The organism is Micromonospora sp. BRA006-A (genome assembly GCF_033433935.1).
GTDB lineage: Bacteria > Actinomycetota > Actinomycetes > Mycobacteriales > Micromonosporaceae > Micromonospora > Micromonospora aurantiaca.
This window is the reverse complement of the sequence record NZ_JANCLW010000001.1, coordinates 1324616-1342156: the sequence shown is the minus strand read 5'-3', so window position 1 is coordinate 1342156 and position 17541 is coordinate 1324616. Positions and strand designations below refer to the sequence as shown.

Sequence of the window (17541 nt, the reverse complement as noted above, 5' to 3'; positions counted from 1 at the left end):
GGCTGTGTCCGGGCGGTTGCCGTGGCGACTGCTTGATCGACACCCGTGGTGGCCGCTTGATCGACACCATTACGCCGAGGTGGCGGCATCCGGCCGGCTCGGACCCCGCCACCTCGGCGAGCTGGCGTGGATCAAGCTGGGTGTCCCAGGCGGGGAAGATCGGTCAGCGCCGTGGCCCACCGGCGCAGCCCTTCCCGCAGCCACGTCCCACCGCCGCATCCCCTCGCCGCCCGATCCCATCCCCTCGAGCCCTCAAGCCCCGCGCCCCGCGCCCCGCGCCCCGCGCCCCGCGCCCCGCGCCCCGCGCCCCGCGCCCCGCGCCCGTCGATCTTGCACTTAGTGCCCTCGGAATAGGCGATTCATCCCGCTTTCGAAGGTCAGCAAGTGCAAGATCGCGGAGGCGAAGGGCCGGGAGGACTCGTCAGGGGGTCTGGGGAGTCAGGAGGTAGTCGCCGTCGTCCGGGCTCCAGCGCAACGCCACCACGCCGCCCGTCGCCGCGGCCTTGCAGAACTGGAGGAAGCTGCGGTAGCCGAGCTTCTTCTCGCTGAAGTCGGGCCGCGCCCGCCGGAGCTGGTCCTTGAGGCCGGACAGCGCCACCGCGCCGCCGTCCGCGGCGAGGTCCACCACCACGGAGCGCAGCAGCCCGAATGCGACCTCCCGGTCGCCCTGCTCGGGTAGGGACACCTCCGGGTCGCCCTTCGCGGGCCCGGCGGCCAGCTCGACCACGTTGTGCGCCGCGAGGTGGCGCAGGAGCTCACCGAAGGTCCGGAAGCCGTAGTCGGACTCGCTGAACGTGGGATCCTTGCGCAGCAGCGCGCGCTTGAGCGCGGAGGCGGTCACATCGCCGCTGGAGCTGCCCTGCATGCCGGCCACCGTCTGCACGAGCTGCACGGCGAGCGTGTCGACGTCGCGCGCCGACTCCTCCTCGGCCGGGGCGGTCTCGACGGCGGGCTCGGGTGCCGGCTCCGCCGGTGAGGGCCGGGCCGGACGCGACCGGCGGGCGGCCGGTGGCGGTACGTCGACGCCTTCGAGGCGGTCGTAGTAGAGGAACTCGTCGCAGGCCGGCGGCAGCAGCGCGGAGGTGGACTTCTCCACCCCGACGCCGATCACCCGCTTGTTGAGTTCGCGCAGCTTGTGCACGAGCGGGGTGAAGTCGCTGTCCCCGGTGCAGATCACGAACGTGGAGATGTAGCCACGCTCGAACGCCAGCTCGACCGCGTCCACCGCCATCTTGATGTCTGCGGCGTTCTTGCGCGAGGCGCCCATCCGCTGCGGGATCTCGATCAGCTCGACGTGTGAGCGGGTGAGCATGCGCCGGTCCTCGTCGAAGTACGACCAGTCGGCGTACGCGCGGCGCACCACCACGCGTCCCCGCTCGGCGAGCGCGTCGGCGATCGGCCGGAAGTCGAACGGCCGGCCGCCGTGATGGTCCCGTACGCCGAGGGCCAGGTTCTCGTAGTCGAGGAACAGCGCAATCCGGTCTTCGTGATCCACACCGGCAGCCTAGCCCGGCCGGACCGCCGGACCGGTCAGCGCCGCTCGTCGCGGTAGACGGTCTCGCGGCGGGCCACCCGCTGGATCGCGTAGCTGGCGACCAGCAGCAACAACGCGAGCACCACCTCGACGCCGGCGACGGTGCCGGTGGCGACCGTGAGGCCGAGCAGCAGCAGGATCAGCCCGACGACGGCGAGCAGGCCCGCGAGCAGCAGCCGGTTACGCCGTCGCGCCGACCGCTGCGCGTCGTCTGCGCTCACGCTGGCCGCCTTCCTCCGGTTCCGTCTCCGATCCTAGGCGCCGGCCGTGGCCGGGGTGGCGGATCGCGGCGCCGGAGACGGCCCAGGGCCGGACGCATGTGCGTCCGGCCCTGGATCACGGCGGCGGTCAGTGGATCGGGACCGGCACCGGACGCTTGTCCTCGCCCGGCTCGCCGTCGAGCAGGTGCGAGGGCTCGCGGCGGCGGGGCAGGAACGCGGCCGGGATGAAGGTCAGCAACACCAGGCCGAAGGCGACCCAGAACGTGGTGGAGAAGGAGTTCGCCGCGTAGTCGAGCCCGCGCTCGATCAGCGACGGCGGCACCGGGAACTGCTGGATCAGCTCGGGCCGCTGCTGGGAGGCGATGGCGAGCTGGGCCTCGGTCAGCGGGGTGCCGGTGGCCGGGTCGGTGACGCCGGGGATCGGCCGCGAGCCGTTCAGCTCACTGGTGAGGATGACCGACATGACCGCGGCGCCGACCGAGCCGCCGATCTGCTGGAGGATGTTGACGAGCGTGGACCCGCGCGCCACCTCCGCCGCGCTGAGCGTCTTCAGCGCCGAGGTCATGATCGGCATCATCGTGCCGCCCATGCCGAGGCCCATCACGAACAGCGAGCCGCAGAGCAGCCAGTACGACGTGTCGGTGCCGAGCTGGGTGAAGGTGAAGAACCCGGCCGCGATGAGCACCAGCGCGAACGGCACCGTCCGGCCGACCGGCACGCGGTCGGCGAGCATACCGGCGATCGGCATGGTCAGCATCGCGCCGATGCCCTGCGGCGCGATCAGCAGGCCCGCGGTCAGCGTCGTCTCGCCGCGCACCTGGAGGAAGTAGCTGGGGAACAGCAGGCCCGCGCCCATGAAGGCGATGATGAACACGAACATGGTGACGGTGGCGATGGTCAGGTTGCGGTTGCGGAACAGCCGCAGGTCGAGCAGCGGGTGCCGGGGCCGGAACGAGTAGAGCACGAAGGCGATCACGAGCGCGCCGCCGGCGAGCATCGGCAGCCAGACCTTGGTGTCGGCGACGGTGCCGGTCTCGGGCAGCGTGGAGATGCCGTAGAGGAACAGCGCGAGACCCGGCGAGAGCATGAGCATGCCGAGGAAGTCGAACGACTCGGACGGCTCGGCGTTGTCCCTGGGCAGGGCGAGCTGGGCGTAGACCAGGGCGACCACGCCGATCGGCAGGTTGATCAGGAAGATCCAGTGCCAGCTCGCGACGTCGATCAGCCAGCCGCCGAGGATCGGGCCGGTGATCGGGCCGAGCAGCATCGGGATGCCGAGCACGGCCATCAGGCGGCCGATGCGGTGCGGGCCGGCGGCCCGCGTCATGATCGTCATGCCGAGCGGCATGAGCATGCCGCCGCCGAGGCCCTGGACGACCCGCCAGGCGATCAGCTCGCCGATCGAGTCGGCCGTGGCGCACAGCCCGGAGCCGATGGTGAACAGCGCCAGCGCCACCATGTAGAGGCGTTTCGTGCCGAACCGGTCGGCGGCCCAGCCGCTCAGCGGGATCACCGTGGCGAGCGCGAGCGTGTAGCCGGTCATGGTCCACGCGACGCGGGCGTACGTGGCGTCGAACTCGCTCTGGAACGTCGGCAGCGCCACGCTGACGACTGTCACGTCGAGGATCGACATGATCGCACCGAGCACGACGACGCCGGCCACCTTGAGTACGGCGGCGTCGAGTTTCGTCGACGTCGCTACGGGTTGCTGGGTCACTGACGGTCTCCTGGATCCGGTCCGGCACTGGGTGTCGGCGGCGGCGCCGCGCGCCGTCTGCGGAGCGCGGGCGGAACGCGCGGCGGGGCGGCGTCCGGGCGACAGCGTAGCCATGACCTGGGACGAGACGCGGCCGGTTTTGCCGACGGGAGAACCGCGGCGGCACGCGAACCGGCCGCGCCGCCGGCCCCGACCCGCGCGGGCGGATCGCGGAAAGGGCTGGTGCGCGCCGATTCGCCGCTCTTGTCGAGGCGGCCACCGGCGGCGACGACCGTGACGAAGGTCATGCCGCGTCCAGGCGGCTCCGGCGCTTCCGCCGGCCCGCCGATCAGCCCAGGCCGGACATCAGGTCGACCTCGGCCGTACGCGAGCGGTCGATGCGGCGGGCGAGGTCGCGTACCCGCTCGCTGGTCCCGGCGGCGACCTGGGCGCGGGCGAGGTCGGCCGCGGTGCGCTGGTGCCGGGTGAGCACGTCGAGCAGCACCCGGTCGGCGTCGGCGGGTGCGGCGGCGCGCAGCCGGGCCAGTCCGGCGGTGGCGTCGCTGTGCCCGGAGTGGTCGTGCCGGGCGGCCGCGGCTGCGGCCGACGGGCCGGCCTCGCGCAGCCAGCCGCGCATGGTGGCCAGTTCGTCGGTCTCGGTGGCCCGGACGGCGGCGATGAGCGTGCGGACGCGCGGGTCGCCGGCGCGGTCGAGGCCGAGCCGGACGATCTCCAGCGTCTGCTCGGTGTGCGCCACCATCATGGCCAGGAACAGCGCGTCGAGCCCACTGATCGTGGTGTCCGCGCCGGCCGGGACCGGGGCCGTGGCGGACGGGACCGGCGGGGACGGATCGGCGGTCGGGGCGCCGCACCCGGTCAGGGCCAGCATCACCGCGAGCAGCGCCGTGGCGGGGCGGGCGGACGCGCGGCGGAGCCGGGGACCGGCCGGCTCCGCCGCGCGGGTACGCGGGCTCAGATCTGCTGCCACAGCGCCGGTACGTTCGGCGGTTCCCAGCCGGCGATGGCGGTGTGCGCCTGGCGGCAGCGGTAGCTGCGGCCGTCGTAGGTGACCGTGTCACCGACCTGGTACGCCCGCCCGGCGGTCCACGTGCCGCCCGGCACCGGGCTGCTGGTCCGGGTGGGCGTGGGCGAGGGCGCGGGCGTGGTGGGCGCAGCGGTCGGGGTGGGTGACGGGGTCGGGTTGCCGCCTCCGCCGCCGATCTGGAGGTCGACGCAGGAGTAGAACGCGTTGGCGGTGTCGGAGATGTTCCAGATGGCGAGCAGCTTCTGCCGGCCGGAGAAGCCGCCGAGGTTGACCGTGTGCGACACGGTCGCGCCGGGCTGGCGGCCGCCGCCGTCGACCACGGCGACCCGGGTGCCGCCGATCCAGTACTCCCAGTTGGCGGTGGCGTGGCGGGCGGTGTTGACCCAGGTGAACGTGACGCTGCTGCCGACCGCTGTGGCCGGCCAGTTGCGGCTGTCGTCGTTGAGGACCGCGAACTGGGCGATGCCGGCGTGGCAGCTGCGCAGACCCTTGGGGCCTTCGACGCTCTGCGGCTCGTACTTGATCTGACCGCAGTCGGGCACCCGGTTCTGCGCGCAGAGCGCCTGCCGGCTCGGCGGCGAGGAGACGTAGCCGTGGGCCTGGGCGGGCGCGGCGAGCGCCAGCGTCCCGGTGACGGCACCGGCGGTGAGCAGCGGGAGGGTGATTCTTCGGCGCATGGTGGCAACTCCTTCGGGGGGAACGGAAGGTGCCCCGAACATAAATTAAACATTGTTAACAGTAAAGACTCCTGTCTATAAATTATGCCCTGCACTCCCCCGCGCCGGGCGTATGATCCTCATCGATGGCTCGTCGCGCGGAGCCGATCGTCGTTCGTGGGCACCCGCCGCCGTCACGGCTCCGGGAGGACGACGCAGAACCGGGCATCTCCCCGTCGTCCCACTTCCCCGAAGGACATCCCCGGATGAGAAGACCCACTGCGTTCGCGGCCGGCCTGCTGCTCTTCGCCACCGCGCTCGGCACCGCCGGCGGACCGGCCGCCGCCGAACCCACCGACCCGGTCACCGTCACCGTGAACACCCGCGCCGGGCTGGCCACCGTCCCGGCCACCGCGCTCGGCGTCAACCACGCCATCTGGGACGCGCAGCTCGGCAGCGCCGAGACGTCCGACCTGCTGAAGGCCGCGGGCGTGAAGATGCTGCGCTACCCCGGCGGCTCGTACGCCGACATCTACCACTGGGAGACGCACACCGCGCCCGGCGGCTACGTCGCGCCGAACACCGACTTCGACACGTTCATGGCCGGCGCCCGCCGCGTCGGCGCCGGGCCGATGATCATCGCGAACTACGGCACCGGCACGCCCGCCGAGGCGGCGGCGTGGGTCCGCTACGCCAACGTCACAAAGGACTACGGCGCCAAGTGGTGGACCGTCGGCAACGAGAACTACGGCAACGGCCACTACGGCTCGGCCTGGGAGGCCGACGACCACCCGGACAAGAGCGCCACCCAGTACGCGCGGCTGGTGGTCGAGTACGCCGACGCGATGAAGGCGGTCGACCCGAGCATCAAGGTCGGCGCGGTGCTCACCATGCCCGGCAACTGGCCGGACGGCATCACCGCCGGATCGGATCCGGGGCCGTGGAACCAGACCGTGCTGTCCATCGCCGGCCCGAAGATCGACTTCGTGGACGTGCACTGGTACCCGGGCGGCAGCGCCGCCGACTCGCTGGCCCGCACCAACCACCTGCCCGACGCGGCCTGGCTGCTGCGCCAGCAGATCGCCCGGTACGCCGGCCCCGGCGCGGACCGGATCGGGATCAGCTTCACCGAGCTGAACGTGGACGCCGGCCGCACCACCGCGCCGGGCGCGCTGTTCCTGGCCGACGCCTACAGCGGCCTGCTGGAGCAGGGCGTGTTCACGGTGCAGTGGTGGAACGTGCACAACGGCATCGGCACCGTCTCCGAGGTGGCCGGGCAGACCGACTACGGCGACTTCGGGCTGCTGTCCAGCGGCAACTGCACCAGTGACGGCGAGGTGTGCCAGCCGGCGTTCAACACGCCGTTCGCGCCGTACCACGCGTTGTCCATGATGAACCTGTTCGTCCGGCCCGGGGACCAGCTCGTCCGCGCCGGGACCGATCAGCCGCTGGTCGCCGCGCACGCGGTCCGCCGGCCGGACGGCAATGTCGCGGTCCTGCTGCTCAACAAGGACCCGGACACCGCCTACCCGGTGGCGCTCGACTACGCCGGGTTCACCCCGGCCGACGAGGCGCCGACGGTGCACACGTTCACCAACGGCGCGACCGCGATCAGCACCGCCCGCTCGGGCAGCGCGACCGCGCGGACGCTGCCGCCGTACTCGCTGACCACGCTCGTGCTGCGACCGGCCGGCAGCTCGGCCGGGCGGCCCGGCGCACCGGGCCGACCGGCGGCGAGCGCGGTGACCGACCGCGCGGCGACCATCTCCTGGCCGGCGGCCACGCCGGGCGGATCCCCGATCGCCAAGTACGAGGTGCACAGGCAGTACGGCGCGGTGAGCGAGCAGCTCGGCGAGACCGCCGGCACGTCGCTCACCGTGGGCAACCTCGAACCGGGCGCCCGCTACACGGTCAACGTGCTGGCCCGGGACACCGCCGGGCGGGTCTCGTGGTCGTCGCCGCCGCTGACGTTCGCCACCGGCAGCCCCGCCGAGAGCTCCTGCGCGGTGCGGTTCAACGACGACAACGACTGGGGCAACGGGTACGTGGCGAACGTCGAGGTCATCAACACGGGCGCGAAGGCCGTCGACGGCTGGACGCTGACCTGGACCTGGCCCACGGCCTGGCAGCAGGTGAGCAGCGGGTGGAGCGCCACCTGGGACCAGCAGGGCCGCGACGTCCGGGTGACGCCGACCGCCGACAACCGGCGGCTCGCCGCCGACGGCGGGAGCACGACAGTGGGCTTCGTCGGCGCGTACAGCGGGCCGAACGTGCCGCCGGGGGCGTTCCGCCTCAACGGCACGGTCTGCACGCTGCGCTGAGGAGTCCTCAGCCGCGGCCGGGTGGCCGCAGCCGCACGTCGGCCGCCGCCGGGATCTTCGGGTTCCGGCGGCGGCCGGCCCGGCGCGGCGCCGGCACCACGTGCGGGCGCACCGGTCCGGACGGGAGCGTGGGCGGTTCCGGCACGGCCGTCGGCAGGACGGCCAGGATCGCCACGAGCAGCACCACCGCGACGACGCCGTCGAGCCAGTAGTGGTTGCCGGTGATCACCACCACGAGCGCTGTCGCCAGCGGGTGGAGCAGCCAGAGCCAGCGGCGGCGTCCAGTGGTGACCGCCATCAGCGCCAGCGCGATCGCCAGCGCCCAGCCCACGTGCAGCGACGGCATGGCCGCGTACTGGTTGCTGAGCTGGTCGGTGTCGGGAGGTCCGTAGACGCTCGGGCCGAACCGGGTGCCGGTGTCGACCAGCCCGGTGATCTCGGTCAGCCGCGGCGGCGCGAGCGGGACGCAGACGTGCAGCACCAGCGCCACCGCCGTGAGCGACGCCAGAGCGCGCCGCAACCGCAGGTAGTGCGCCGGGCGGCGCAGCCAGAGCCAGACCAGGCAGAGCACTGTGGCCGGGAAGTGCACATAGGCGTAGTAGGAGTTGGCGACACGTACCAGCAGCTCGTGCGACAGCAGCGGCCCCTGCACGAGCATCTCGTCGGGCAGGCGCAGCAGCCGCTCCAGCCGCCAGACCCACTCGCCGTTGGCCAGGGCCACCTCGGCGTGCCCGGCCACCACCTGCCGGCCCGCCTTGTAGGCCAGGAAGAGCACGGCGACCAGCGCCAGCTCCCGCGCGGCCCGCTGCCATGCGGCGAGGCGGGTGGGCGCGGTCCGCGTGACGTCCACGGCTCCTCCTTCGGTTCGTCACCGCATGGGCCAGGGCCGCCGCCGGGGTCGGCGACGGCCCTGGGGGTACGGGCTCAGCGGCGGGTGCGTTCCTCCCGGCCTGCCGAGTCCACGCTCACCTCGTCGAAGGCGGGCGCGCCGTCGACGGCGTCCGCTCCCACCGCCACCGATCGGCCGGTGTCCGGCAGATCGAGGCTGGAACGCAGGGTGACCGGGCGCAGCAGCAGCGCCGCAACGATACCGACCACTGCGATGGCGGCCGAGATCAGGAAGATGTGCCCCGTTGCGTCCCCGTACGCGGCCCGCACGATCTGCCGTACCGGCTCGGGCAGCGCGTCGAGGTTGAGGGTGCTGCCGCCGCCGGAAGCGGGGATGCCGGCCGCGGCGAGGTCGTGTGTGATCCGGTCGGTGACCCGGCGGGCGAGCACCGCGCCGAGCACGGACACGCCGATGGTGCCGCCGAGCGAGCGGAAGAAGGCGACGCTGGCGCTGGCCGCGCCGATGTCCTTGAGCGCGACGGTGTTCTGCACCGCGAGCACCAGGTTCTGCATGGTCATGCCGACACCGACGCCGACGATGAACATCGCGAGGCCGACGAAGACCAGCGAGGTCTCGTGGTCGATGGTGCCGAGCATGGCGAACCCGATGACCAGCACGACCGCCCCGAACACGATGTACGGCTTGATCTTCCCGGTGGCGGTGATCATCCGGCCGGCCACGATCGAGGAGATCAGCACACCGGCCATCATCGGGATGGTGAGCAGGCCGGCCTCGGTCGGGCTGTAGCCGCGGCCGATCTGGAAGTACTGGCCGAGGAAGACCGCGCCGCCGAACATGGCCATGCCGACCGCGAGGCTGCCGAGAATCGCCAGGGCGGTGGTGCGCTCGCGGACGATGTGCAGCGGCACCACCGGCTCGGCAGCCCGCGCCTCCACCCAGACGGCGAGCGCGAGCAGCAGCACCGAGCCGCCGACCATGGCGCCGGTCTGCCAGGAGACCCAGGCGAAGGAGTCGTCGACGAACGAGATCCAGATCAGCAGCACGCTGACGCCGGCGGCGATGAGCGTCGCGCCCAGGTAGTCGATCTTGACGTTGTCCCGGCGCACGGTGGGCAGGTTCAGGGTGATCTGCAGCAGGAACAGCGCGGCGGCCGCGACCGGTACGCCGACGAAGAAGCACCAGCGCCAGCCGAGCCAGGAGGTGTCCACGATCAGGCCGCCCAGCAGCGGACCGCCGACCGTGGCCAGCGCCATGACGCCGCCCAGGTAGCCGTTGTAGCGGCCGCGCTCACGCGGCGGGATCATGGCCGCGATGGCGACCTGCACGAGCGCCTGGAGGCCGCCGACGCCGATGCCCTGGAACGCGCGGGCGGCGATGAGCTGCCCGGCGCTCTGCGCGAAGCCGGCCGCGACCGACCCGACCAGGAACACCACGATGGCGATCTGGATCAGCAGCTTCTTGTTGAACAGGTCGGCCAGCTTGCCCCAGATCGGGGTGGTCGCGGTGGCGGTGAGCAGGGTGGCGGTGACCACCCAGGTGTACTGCGTCTGCGAGCCGTTGAGCGCGCCGATGATCTTCGGTAGGGCGGTCGAGACCACGGTGCTGCTCAGCATGGCCACGAAGAGCACCAGCAGCAGACCGCTGAGCGCCTCCAGCGTCTTCCGCTTGCTCATCGGGGCGGCCGCAGCCGTCGTGGTGGGTGCGCTCATGCGCGCGTCCTCCAGGTGTGTCGATACGGGGTGGCCGCTTCGTTGCCTCAAGCAATCAACACTAAACCTTGCCCGGCAGGCAAGTTTGCCCATTGAGAAATGGGTCACCTACGCTTGGCCGATGGAGGAGTGCACCGGGCTGCGGGAGCGGAAGAAGGCGGCCACCCGCCTGGCGCTGCACGAGGCGGCGCTGTCCCTCGCCGTCGAGCACGGCCCCGACCGGATCACCGTCGAGGCGATCGCCGACGCCGCGAACGTCTCCCGGCGGACATTCTCCAACTACTTCGGCGGCAAGGAGGAGGCCCTCTTCCACGGCGACACGCTGCGGTTGCGACGGCTCCTCAGGCTCGTCGCGGACCAACCGGCGGAGCTGTCGCCGTGGGCCGCGCTGACCCGGGCGGCCCTGGTCCAGGCCGAGGACGGCTACGACGACCCGGCCGAGCCGTGGCTCAACCGGCGTCGCCGGCTGCACGGCCACCCGAGCCTGGCCGCCCACCAGGTCGGCGCGTACGCGGCCCTGGAGCGGGAGATGGCCGCGGAGCTGGCCCGCCGGCTGACCGGACCGGACGCGGCGTTGCGGGCCCGGATCGTCGCCGCGACGTTCCTCGCGTCCCTGCGGATCGCCGCCCACGAGTGGCTGGAGCACCCGGGGCGGTCGTTGCGCGACGTGCTGCGCGACGTGCTCGCCCTGGCCGCCCCGGCGGCGGGCTGAGCGCGCGGCTTGCCCGTCGGACCGGTGGAATGGCCGGCGAAAGCGGCACCCGGCCTGACCTGGGCTGACACACTCGCCCGGTGGGTGGCGACCGGTGGCGCAAAGGGCTCGGGCCCGCGACCGGCGTCGCGCCCGCCACCCGGGTCGACCGGTTCGAGATCTTCTTCGACCTCGTCTTCGTGGTGTCCTTCTTCATCATCACGCGCGCCACCGCCGCGAACGTGACCCCGCAGCAACTGCTGCACGCGCTGCTGGTGCTCGCCGTGCTCTGGTGGTGCTGGGTGGTGCACAGCGCGGTCGCCGCCCGGCTGCGCCTCGGCGAGGGCTTCGTGCCGATCCTCATGGTGGTCGGCATGATCGCGCTGTTCACGTTCGCGCTCGCGCTGCCGCAGACCTTCGGCGACCTGGACAAGGGCAGCGCCGGCCCGATCCTGGTCACGATCAGCTACGTGGTGATCCGGTTCGTGCACACCGCCCTGTACTGGTACGCCACGCGCGACGACCCGCCGGCCCGGCGCAAGCTGCGGCTGTTCCTGCCGGAGGCGGTGATCTCGGCCGGCCTGCTGCTGGTGGCGGCGCTGCTGCCGCCGCGTGTGTCCCCGGAGGTCGGCCCGTGGCTGCGCGACGGGCTGTGGATCGCGGTGGTGGCCATCCAGTACAGCAGTGGCCTGCTGGCCGGCACCGACGGCTGGAAGATCACCTCGGCCGAGCACTGGACCGAGCGGTACGACCTCATCCTGATCATCGCGCTCGGCGAGTCGGTCATCTCGGTCGGCGTCGGCGGCAACCTGCTCGGCCAGCCCGTGACCTGGCCGGCGATCCCGGCGGCGATCTCCGGCATCCTGTTCACCGCGGCGCTCTGGTGGGCGCACTTCGACATGATCGGCCCGGCCGCCCGGATCGCGCTGCACGCCGCCCACGGCCCCGCGCGGGTGGCGCTGGCCCGCGACGCGTACGCCTATCTCTACCTGCCCATGATCGCCGGGGTGATCCTGTTCGCGATCGGCGCCGAGGAACTGGTCCGCATCGTCACCAACCCGGCGGGCGGCCCGACGGAGCGCGGCCACGGGCCGGCCGTGCCGCTGCTCTTCGGTGGCGTGCTCCTCTACCTCGCCGCCAACATGGCGTTCCAGTGGCGCGTGCTGCGGACGCTGTCCTGGTCCCGGGTCGGCACCGTGGTGCTGCTCGCCGTGGCGCTGCCGGTCGGCGGGCACCTGCCGGCGCTCGGGGCGCTGGGTCTGCTCACCGCCATCTGCGTGGCACTGGTGGCGGTCGAGCTGGTGATCTTCGCCGATTCCCGGGTCGCGTTGCGCCGGCTGATACACGAGGAGAAGGCCAGCGCCGAGGAGAGCGAGGCCGCCTGGCGGGCTCGCTGGCGCGACGACGGCGACAGTGCCCCGCACCGACCTTGACACAGGCCCTAGAGTCTCCGCGTGATCGAGATCGTCACCGAGGTCGACCTGTTCCACCCGCCCGCCCGGACCTGGCGGGCGCTCACGGAACGCGCGCTGCTGGCCAAGTGGTTCGCCAACAGCGCGCCCGGGTCCGACAGGTGGATCCTCGCCACCGCCGCGCTGCCCGGCTACGACGGCGACACCGAGGTGGAGACCGTCGAGTTGCGCGCCCCGCACCGGCTGGTGGTCCGCTGCCGGGAGGCCGGCCGGGCCACCCGGCTCGCCTGCGACCTCACCCCCACCGCGCACGGCACCCGGCTGTCGGTCCGCGAGGTGCTCGAGGAGGGCGACTGGGACGCCGACGCCCGCGCCGAGCAGCACGAGCAGGCGGTCACCGGACGGCTGCCCGCGATCCTCGACTGGCTCGCGTTCCAGAACGTCGACCTGCGCCGCGCCGAGGGCGGCCTGACCGCCGAACTGCCTGTGGTCCGGCTGCTCGGCGACGACCAGCGCCGGTCCGGGCGGCGCCGGGTGCTCCTGGCGGTCGGCGCGGTGACGCTGATCGCCGCCGCGGCCGGGGCAACCGTGTGGGCCACCGCCGGCGAGCCGCCCGCACCGGCCGCGCCGGCCCCGACGGGGTCGCTGGTCATGCCGTCCAGCGCCACGCCCTCGGCCCGGCCCACTACCGCGCGGCCCACTCCCAGCGCCAGCCGCCGCAGCGCGTCGCCCTCGCCGACACCGTCGCCCACCCCCAGCCGTACGCCGAGCGCGACGCCCTCGACGGTGGCCGCGGCGCCGCTGAGCGCCACCTACGAGACGGTCACCGATCGGGTCTTCGGCTACCGGGGCCAGGTGGTGCTGCGCAATCCCGGCCCGTCCCCGCGTCCGGGCTGGACGGTCACCGTGACACTGCACGACGGCGCCACAGTGGGCAGTGTGAGCGGCGCCGAGGCCACCCAGGACGGCACCGTGGTCACGTTCACCGGTGGGGCGCTGCCGGGCGGCGAGTCCGCCACCATCCGCTTCGACGTCCGTGACCCGGACCCCCAGCACGACTCCCCCGCCGCCTGCACCGCCGACAACACCCCCTGCACCCCCGTCTGACCCTCCCTCTCCCCCTCCCGCCCGCGCCCTTGAAGCGCGTCGATCATGAGGTTAGACCGCGGATTTGTCCGCATTGAACCCGGTCAACTTCATGATCGACCCAGCCTGGGGCGAGTGGGCGCTGTTCGGTGGGTGCGGAAATGAGTTGTTGAGTGCATGGGAGCGCTCCCGTAACATTCCTGACGCGGCTGTTAACGCTCACAACACAATCGCCACCGCCAATGCCCGAGCCGCCGCCCCCGCAGGAGGTCAATTCATGTCTAGATCCAGGTCAGTCAATGCCATATGGGCATCGGCCGGCGTCGCGCTGCTGGCGTCGGCGTCGGTCGCCGTGGCGCTGCCCGCCGGTGCGGCAGCCGCCGGCTGCTCGGTCAACTACGCGATCTCGTCCCAGTGGCAGGGTGGCTTCGGCGCCAACGTCACCATCACGAACCTCGGCGACCCGGTGTCGAGCTGGACGCTGACGTGGTCGTTCGGCGCCGGGCAGACGGTGACCCAGTCGTGGAACACGAGCCTGACCCAGAGCGGGTCCGCTGTCACCGCGCGCAACGTCGACTACAACGGGTCGATCCCGACGAACGGCAACACGTCGTTCGGCTTCAACGGCTCCTGGACCGGCAGCAACCCCGCACCGACGAGCTTCGCGCTCAACGGCGTGACCTGCACCGGCGGCACCACGCCGACCGGCGGACCGACCGGCACACCGACCACCACGCCGCCCACCACGGCGCCGCCCACCACCGCGCCGCCCACGACGCCGCCGCCGGGCAACACGTGCAACCTGCCGTCGTCGTACCGGTGGTCGTCGACCGGTGCGTTGGCGCAGCCGCGCTCGGGCTGGGTGTCGCTGAAGGACTTCACTGTGGTGCCGTACAACGGGCAGCACCTGGTCTACGCCACCACCCACGACACCGGCACGAGGTGGGGGTCGATGAACTTCGGGTTGTTCTCGAACTGGTCGCAGATGGCCTCCGCGTCGCATCGGTGTCGGCTGCACCTGGCGCGGACACACCCTCACCGCCATCCGCGACCACCAACACATCACCGTCTACACCACCGAAGGCCACCCCATCGGCCACGCCACCATCACCAACAGCACCTACACGCGCCTCACACCCACCACTGACACACGTCCCGGGACACACCCTTGACACACCTACCGGGACATGACAGCCCCCGTAAGGGCCCTTTCCTACCAAGATCTCCACCGCTCCCACCACGCGGAACGCCAATCTCGCGTAACGGGAGGCGCTCGCCACAGCAGCCGAACGAGGAACTTCCGCCCACCCCACCCCAGACACCGCGATCTCGCACCTTCCACCCCGGCATCCACGGCGTTCACGACATCTCCGGGCCCGCTCCGGCAAGATCACCGAGCGCTGCGAGCGCCTGGCACGCCCGGGTGGAACACCACGGGTGTCAAAACGCCCCCGGCACACCCATCACGTTCCACTCCCACTGCACTCACCCCTGGGCGGCGTGATCTTGCAGTTGCCGCCCCGCGCGTGCGGCTTTTGCCCCGGAATGCGCGGACGGAAAGTGCAAGATCGCGGCGGAGGAGGGCGGGAGGGCCGGGTCAGGTGGGGCGGGGGGCGAAGCCGTAGGGGAGCTCCAGGCGGTGGGCGGTCAGCAGTGCCTCGTCGGACAGGAGGTCGGCGGTGAGGGCGTCGGCGACGATGCGGCCGCCGTCCAGGATGACCGAGCGGGGGCACAGCTCGGCCGCGTACGGCAGGTCGTGCGTGACCATCAGCAGCGTCACCGGCAGGCCGCGCAGGATCTCCGCCAGCTCCCGGCGGGCGGCCGGGTCGAGGTTCGACGACGGCTCGTCCAGCACCAGGATCTCCGGGCGCATCGCCAGCACCGTCGCCACCGCCACCCGGCGCCGCTGCCCGAACGACAGATGGTGCGGCGCGCGGTCCCGGTGCTCGCTCATCCCGACCGCCGCGAGCGCCTCGTCAACCCGGGCGGCCAGCTCGGCGCCGCGCAGACCCAGGTTGGCCGGGCCGAACGCCACGTCCTCGGCGACTGTGGGCAGGAACAGCTGGTCGTCCGGATCCTGGAAGACGATGCCGACGCGGCGGCGTACCTCGGCCAGCGTGTCCCGGTCCCGGCTGACCGCCAGGCCGCCGACGCTCACCGTGCCCTCGGTCGGGGTGAGGATGCCGTTGAGGTGCAGCACGAGCGTGGTCTTGCCGGCGCCGTTGGGTCCGAGCAGCGCCACCCGCTCACCGCGCGGCACGGTCAGGTCCACCCCGTGCAGGGCGACGTGACCGTCCGGGTACGCGTACCGGACGCCGTTGACGTCGAGGGAGGGCGCCTGCTGCACGTACCCGATCATTGCAGGACGAGCGCGACGGCGGCGATGGTGGCCGCGATCGCCGGCACGGTCGCGGCGGCCGCCCACTGGCCGGCGGTGGCCGCGCCTGCCCCCTGCCACACCGCCGGCATCCGGCCGCTGTAGCCGCGCGAGAGCATCGCCAGATAGACCCGCTCGCCGCGCTCGAACGCGCGCAGGAACAGCGCACCGACGCCGGCCGCGAAGCCGCGCAACTGCCACAGGAACCGCGGGTCGTCGCCGCGCGACACCCGCGCCACGCGCATCCGGCGGGCCTCGCCGACGAGCACCTCCAGGTAGCGCAGCATGAACGTGGCGATCTGGGTGAGGATCTGCGGGCACCGCAGCCGGTCCAGGCCGAGCAGCAGGTCACGCGTCGTCGTGGTCGCCGCCAGCAGAAGCGACGCGAGTACGCCGAGCGTGCCCTTGGCGAGGATGTTGAACGCGCCGTGCAGCCCGTCGACGGACAGCGCGAGCCCTGCCACCTCGACCCGCTCCCCCGCCCCGAGGAACGGCAGCGCGAACGCGAACAGCACGAACGGCAGCTCGATCAGCGCCCGGCTGAGCAGCCAGCGCGGGCCGACCCGGGCCAGCGCGGCCACCACGGCGACCAGGAGCGCGTAGCCGCCGAAGGCCCAGTACGCCTCCCGGGGCGTCGCCACCACCGCGATGGTGAACAGCACCATCGCGGTGATCTTCACCTCGGGCGGGAGGCGGTGCACCGGCGAGCCGGACTCGCGGTAGAGGACGTGCGCGTGCCCGGCGCCCATGGTCAGCGGGTGCCGGTGGACGGGGTCGCGGCGTCGTCCGAGGGGTCGGCGCTCGCGGTGGTCGTGTCAGGTGTGGCGGACGTGACGGGCGTGACGGGGCCCCGGCGGCGGGCCAGCCAGAACAGGCCGCCGCCGAGCGCGAAGGTGAGCAGCACACCGAGCACGCCGGACAGGCCGGTGGAGAGGAAGTCGTTGCCGATGCCGCGGACGCCGTAGTCGGCCAGCGGGCTGTCCGCCAGCTCGTGGTCCTTGGCCTGCTGGGCCGGGCAGCTGCCGCCGGTGATCTCGTCGTCGGCGTTGACGGTGCAGCCCTTGAGCAGCGACGAGTCGAGCCCGTCCGGGTGCGAGGAGGCGTAGTTGCTGACCACGCCGGCCAGCAGCAGGGCCACCAGCAGGCCGCCGAGCAGGAACGGCCAGTGACGCTTGCTCATCGGGCACCTCCGGCGACCGGGACGGCGGGAGCCGGCATGGCCGGCTTGAGGGCGCGCAGCGCGTACACCAGGTCGGGCCGGACCTTGGCGACGGTGACCACAGTGGTCGCGGTGATCAGGCCCTCGCCGATGCCGATGAGCAGGTGGGCGAAGGCCATGGTGCCGGCCAGGCCGGTGAGGTTGCCGCCGAGGTCGGTGGTGCCGCCCAGCCAGTACTGCAGGACGAAGCCCTGGGACGCGACCACCACGCTGACCAGCGCGGACACGAACGCGGCGACCGCCAGCCCGGCCGGGGTACGCGGCAGCACTCGCAGCAGGAGCGCGATCAGCAGGTACGCGGCGGCGGTGCCGAGCAGCGCCATGTTGGTGATGTTGAGGCCGAGCATCGCCACCCCGCCGTCACCGAAGACCAGCGCCTGCACGATGAGCACCACGGCGACGCAGAGCGCGCCGACCCACGGGCCGACGAGCAGCGCGGCCAGCGCGCCGCCGAGCAGGTGACCGCTGACCCCGGCGGTGAAGATCGGGAAGTTGAGCATCTGCACGGCGAAGATGAACGCCGCCACCAGCCCGGCCATCGGGGCCAGCCGGTCGTCGAGGTCGGCTCGGCCCCGCAGCACGCAGAACGCGAGCGCGGCGAGGGCGAGAGCCGCGAAGATCGCGGCGACCGGACCGTTGATGATCCCGTTGGAGATGTGCATCGCCAGGGTGTCCACGCGCTCAGCGTATTTCCAGGAAGGCACTGTTGCCAATATCTGGCAAC

Annotated in this window: 15 protein-coding genes and 1 pseudogene; 5 read left to right on the top strand and 11 right to left on the bottom strand. The window is 72.5% G+C overall.

From position 1 onward, the window contains the following. Positions 1-421: 421 nt before the first annotated feature. The 5 genes from NMK34_RS06620 to NMK34_RS06600 all read right to left on the bottom strand — a co-directional run bounded on the left by NMK34_RS06620 (position 422) and on the right by NMK34_RS06600 (position 5173). Positions 422-1495 (bottom strand): NYN domain-containing protein, encoded by a 1074-nt coding sequence (locus tag NMK34_RS06620; RefSeq protein WP_318332647.1) that lies wholly within the window; start codon positions 1493-1495, stop codon positions 422-424. Between the two features lie 35 nt (positions 1496-1530). Beyond that, positions 1531-1755, bottom strand: a complete 225-nt coding sequence (locus NMK34_RS06615; RefSeq protein ID WP_120570029.1) for a hypothetical protein — start codon at positions 1753-1755, stop codon at positions 1531-1533. Positions 1756-1882: 127 nt separating this feature from the next. Further along, positions 1883-3472 (bottom strand): DHA2 family efflux MFS transporter permease subunit, encoded by a 1590-nt coding sequence (locus NMK34_RS06610; protein WP_318332646.1) that lies wholly within the window; start codon positions 3470-3472, stop codon positions 1883-1885. A gap of 328 nt (positions 3473-3800) precedes the next feature. Further along, the gene (locus tag NMK34_RS06605) at positions 3801-4439 is read right to left on the bottom strand and encodes a DUF305 domain-containing protein (protein ID WP_318332645.1); all 639 of its coding nucleotides are present in this window, start codon (positions 4437-4439) and stop codon (positions 3801-3803) included. After that, entirely contained in the window at positions 4424-5173 is a 750-nt protein-coding gene (locus NMK34_RS06600; protein ID WP_318332644.1) for a lytic polysaccharide monooxygenase, read from the bottom strand. Before NMK34_RS06600 ends, NMK34_RS06605 begins: the two co-directional genes overlap by 16 nt. A 245-nt stretch (positions 5174-5418) precedes the next feature. Between NMK34_RS06600 and NMK34_RS06595 the strand changes: the two genes are divergently transcribed. Further along, positions 5419-7473 carry a cellulose binding domain-containing protein gene (locus NMK34_RS06595; RefSeq protein ID WP_318332643.1) on the top strand — a complete coding sequence of 685 codons (2055 nt, stop codon included), beginning with the start codon at positions 5419-5421 and terminating at the stop codon, positions 7471-7473. Positions 7474-7480: 7 nt separating this feature from the next. Here NMK34_RS06595 and NMK34_RS06590 read toward each other — a convergent pair whose 3' ends face one another. Beyond that, positions 7481-8323 carry a phosphatase PAP2 family protein gene (locus NMK34_RS06590; protein ID WP_318332642.1) on the bottom strand — a complete coding sequence of 281 codons (843 nt, stop codon included), beginning with the start codon at positions 8321-8323 and terminating at the stop codon, positions 7481-7483. Positions 8324-8397: 74 nt separating this feature from the next. Next, a complete protein-coding gene (locus tag NMK34_RS06585) occupies positions 8398-10032 on the bottom strand; it encodes an MDR family MFS transporter (RefSeq protein WP_318332641.1) in 1635 nt (544 codons plus the stop codon). Between the two features lie 121 nt (positions 10033-10153). Here NMK34_RS06585 and NMK34_RS06580 point away from each other — a divergent pair, with 121 nt between their 5' ends. From NMK34_RS06580 to NMK34_RS06565, 4 genes and pseudogenes are all read left to right on the top strand, one after another. Next, positions 10154-10744 (top strand): TetR/AcrR family transcriptional regulator, encoded by a 591-nt coding sequence (locus NMK34_RS06580; protein ID WP_013286162.1) that lies wholly within the window; start codon positions 10154-10156, stop codon positions 10742-10744. An 80-nt stretch (positions 10745-10824) separates the two neighbouring features. Beyond that, positions 10825-12156: a low temperature requirement protein A gene (locus NMK34_RS06575; protein ID WP_318332640.1), complete on the top strand. Its 1332-nt coding sequence runs from the start codon at positions 10825-10827 to the stop codon at positions 12154-12156. 21 nt (positions 12157-12177) lie between these two features. Next, positions 12178-13242, top strand: coding sequence for an SRPBCC domain-containing protein (locus NMK34_RS06570; RefSeq protein WP_318332639.1), 1065 nt, complete (start codon positions 12178-12180; stop codon positions 13240-13242). Between the two features lie 256 nt (positions 13243-13498). After that, positions 13499-14221: pseudogene (locus tag NMK34_RS06565) on the top strand (non-reducing end alpha-L-arabinofuranosidase family hydrolase); the annotation flags it as partial. A gap of 597 nt (positions 14222-14818) precedes the next feature. On the opposite strand, the gene NMK34_RS06560 reads toward NMK34_RS06565, so the two are convergent. Genes NMK34_RS06560 through NMK34_RS06545 form a run of 4 tightly spaced genes read right to left on the bottom strand, consistent with a single transcriptional unit; the run spans position 14819 to position 17494 of the window. After that, on the bottom strand, positions 14819-15580 hold the full coding sequence (locus NMK34_RS06560) for an ABC transporter ATP-binding protein (RefSeq protein WP_318332638.1): 762 nt from the start codon (positions 15578-15580) through the stop codon (positions 14819-14821). Then, on the bottom strand, positions 15577-16347 hold the full coding sequence (gene cbiQ, locus NMK34_RS06555; RefSeq protein WP_318332637.1) for a cobalt ECF transporter T component CbiQ: 771 nt from the start codon (positions 16345-16347) through the stop codon (positions 15577-15579). Before cbiQ ends, NMK34_RS06560 begins: the two co-directional genes overlap by 4 nt. Before the next feature lie 2 nt (positions 16348-16349). Beyond that, positions 16350-16778: a PDGLE domain-containing protein gene (locus NMK34_RS06550; RefSeq protein WP_318332636.1), complete on the bottom strand. Its 429-nt coding sequence runs from the start codon at positions 16776-16778 to the stop codon at positions 16350-16352. Next, positions 16775-17494, bottom strand: a complete 720-nt coding sequence (locus NMK34_RS06545) for an energy-coupling factor ABC transporter permease (protein ID WP_318332635.1) — start codon at positions 17492-17494, stop codon at positions 16775-16777. The genes NMK34_RS06550 and NMK34_RS06545 overlap by 4 nt, the downstream gene beginning before the upstream one ends. Positions 17495-17541: the final 47 nt, after the last annotated feature.

Excerpts from the sequence above, each read along its gene's own strand:
- NMK34_RS06585 (WP_318332641.1), bottom strand. The coding sequence starts at position 10,032 with ATGAGCGCACCCACCACGACGGCTGCGGCCGCCCCGATGAGCAAGCGG.
- NMK34_RS06600 (WP_318332644.1), bottom strand. The coding sequence starts at position 5,173 with ATGCGCCGAAGAATCACCCTCCCGCTGCTCACCGCCGGTGCCGTCACC.
- NMK34_RS06560 (WP_318332638.1), bottom strand. The coding sequence starts at position 15,580 with ATGATCGGGTACGTGCAGCAGGCGCCCTCCCTCGACGTCAACGGCGTC.
- NMK34_RS06580 (WP_013286162.1), top strand. The coding sequence starts at position 10,154 with ATGGAGGAGTGCACCGGGCTGCGGGAGCGGAAGAAGGCGGCCACCCGC.
- cbiQ (WP_318332637.1), bottom strand. The coding sequence starts at position 16,347 with ATGGGCGCCGGGCACGCGCACGTCCTCTACCGCGAGTCCGGCTCGCCG.
- NMK34_RS06595 (WP_318332643.1), top strand. The coding sequence starts at position 5,419 with ATGAGAAGACCCACTGCGTTCGCGGCCGGCCTGCTGCTCTTCGCCACC.
- NMK34_RS06550 (WP_318332636.1), bottom strand. The coding sequence starts at position 16,778 with ATGAGCAAGCGTCACTGGCCGTTCCTGCTCGGCGGCCTGCTGGTGGCC.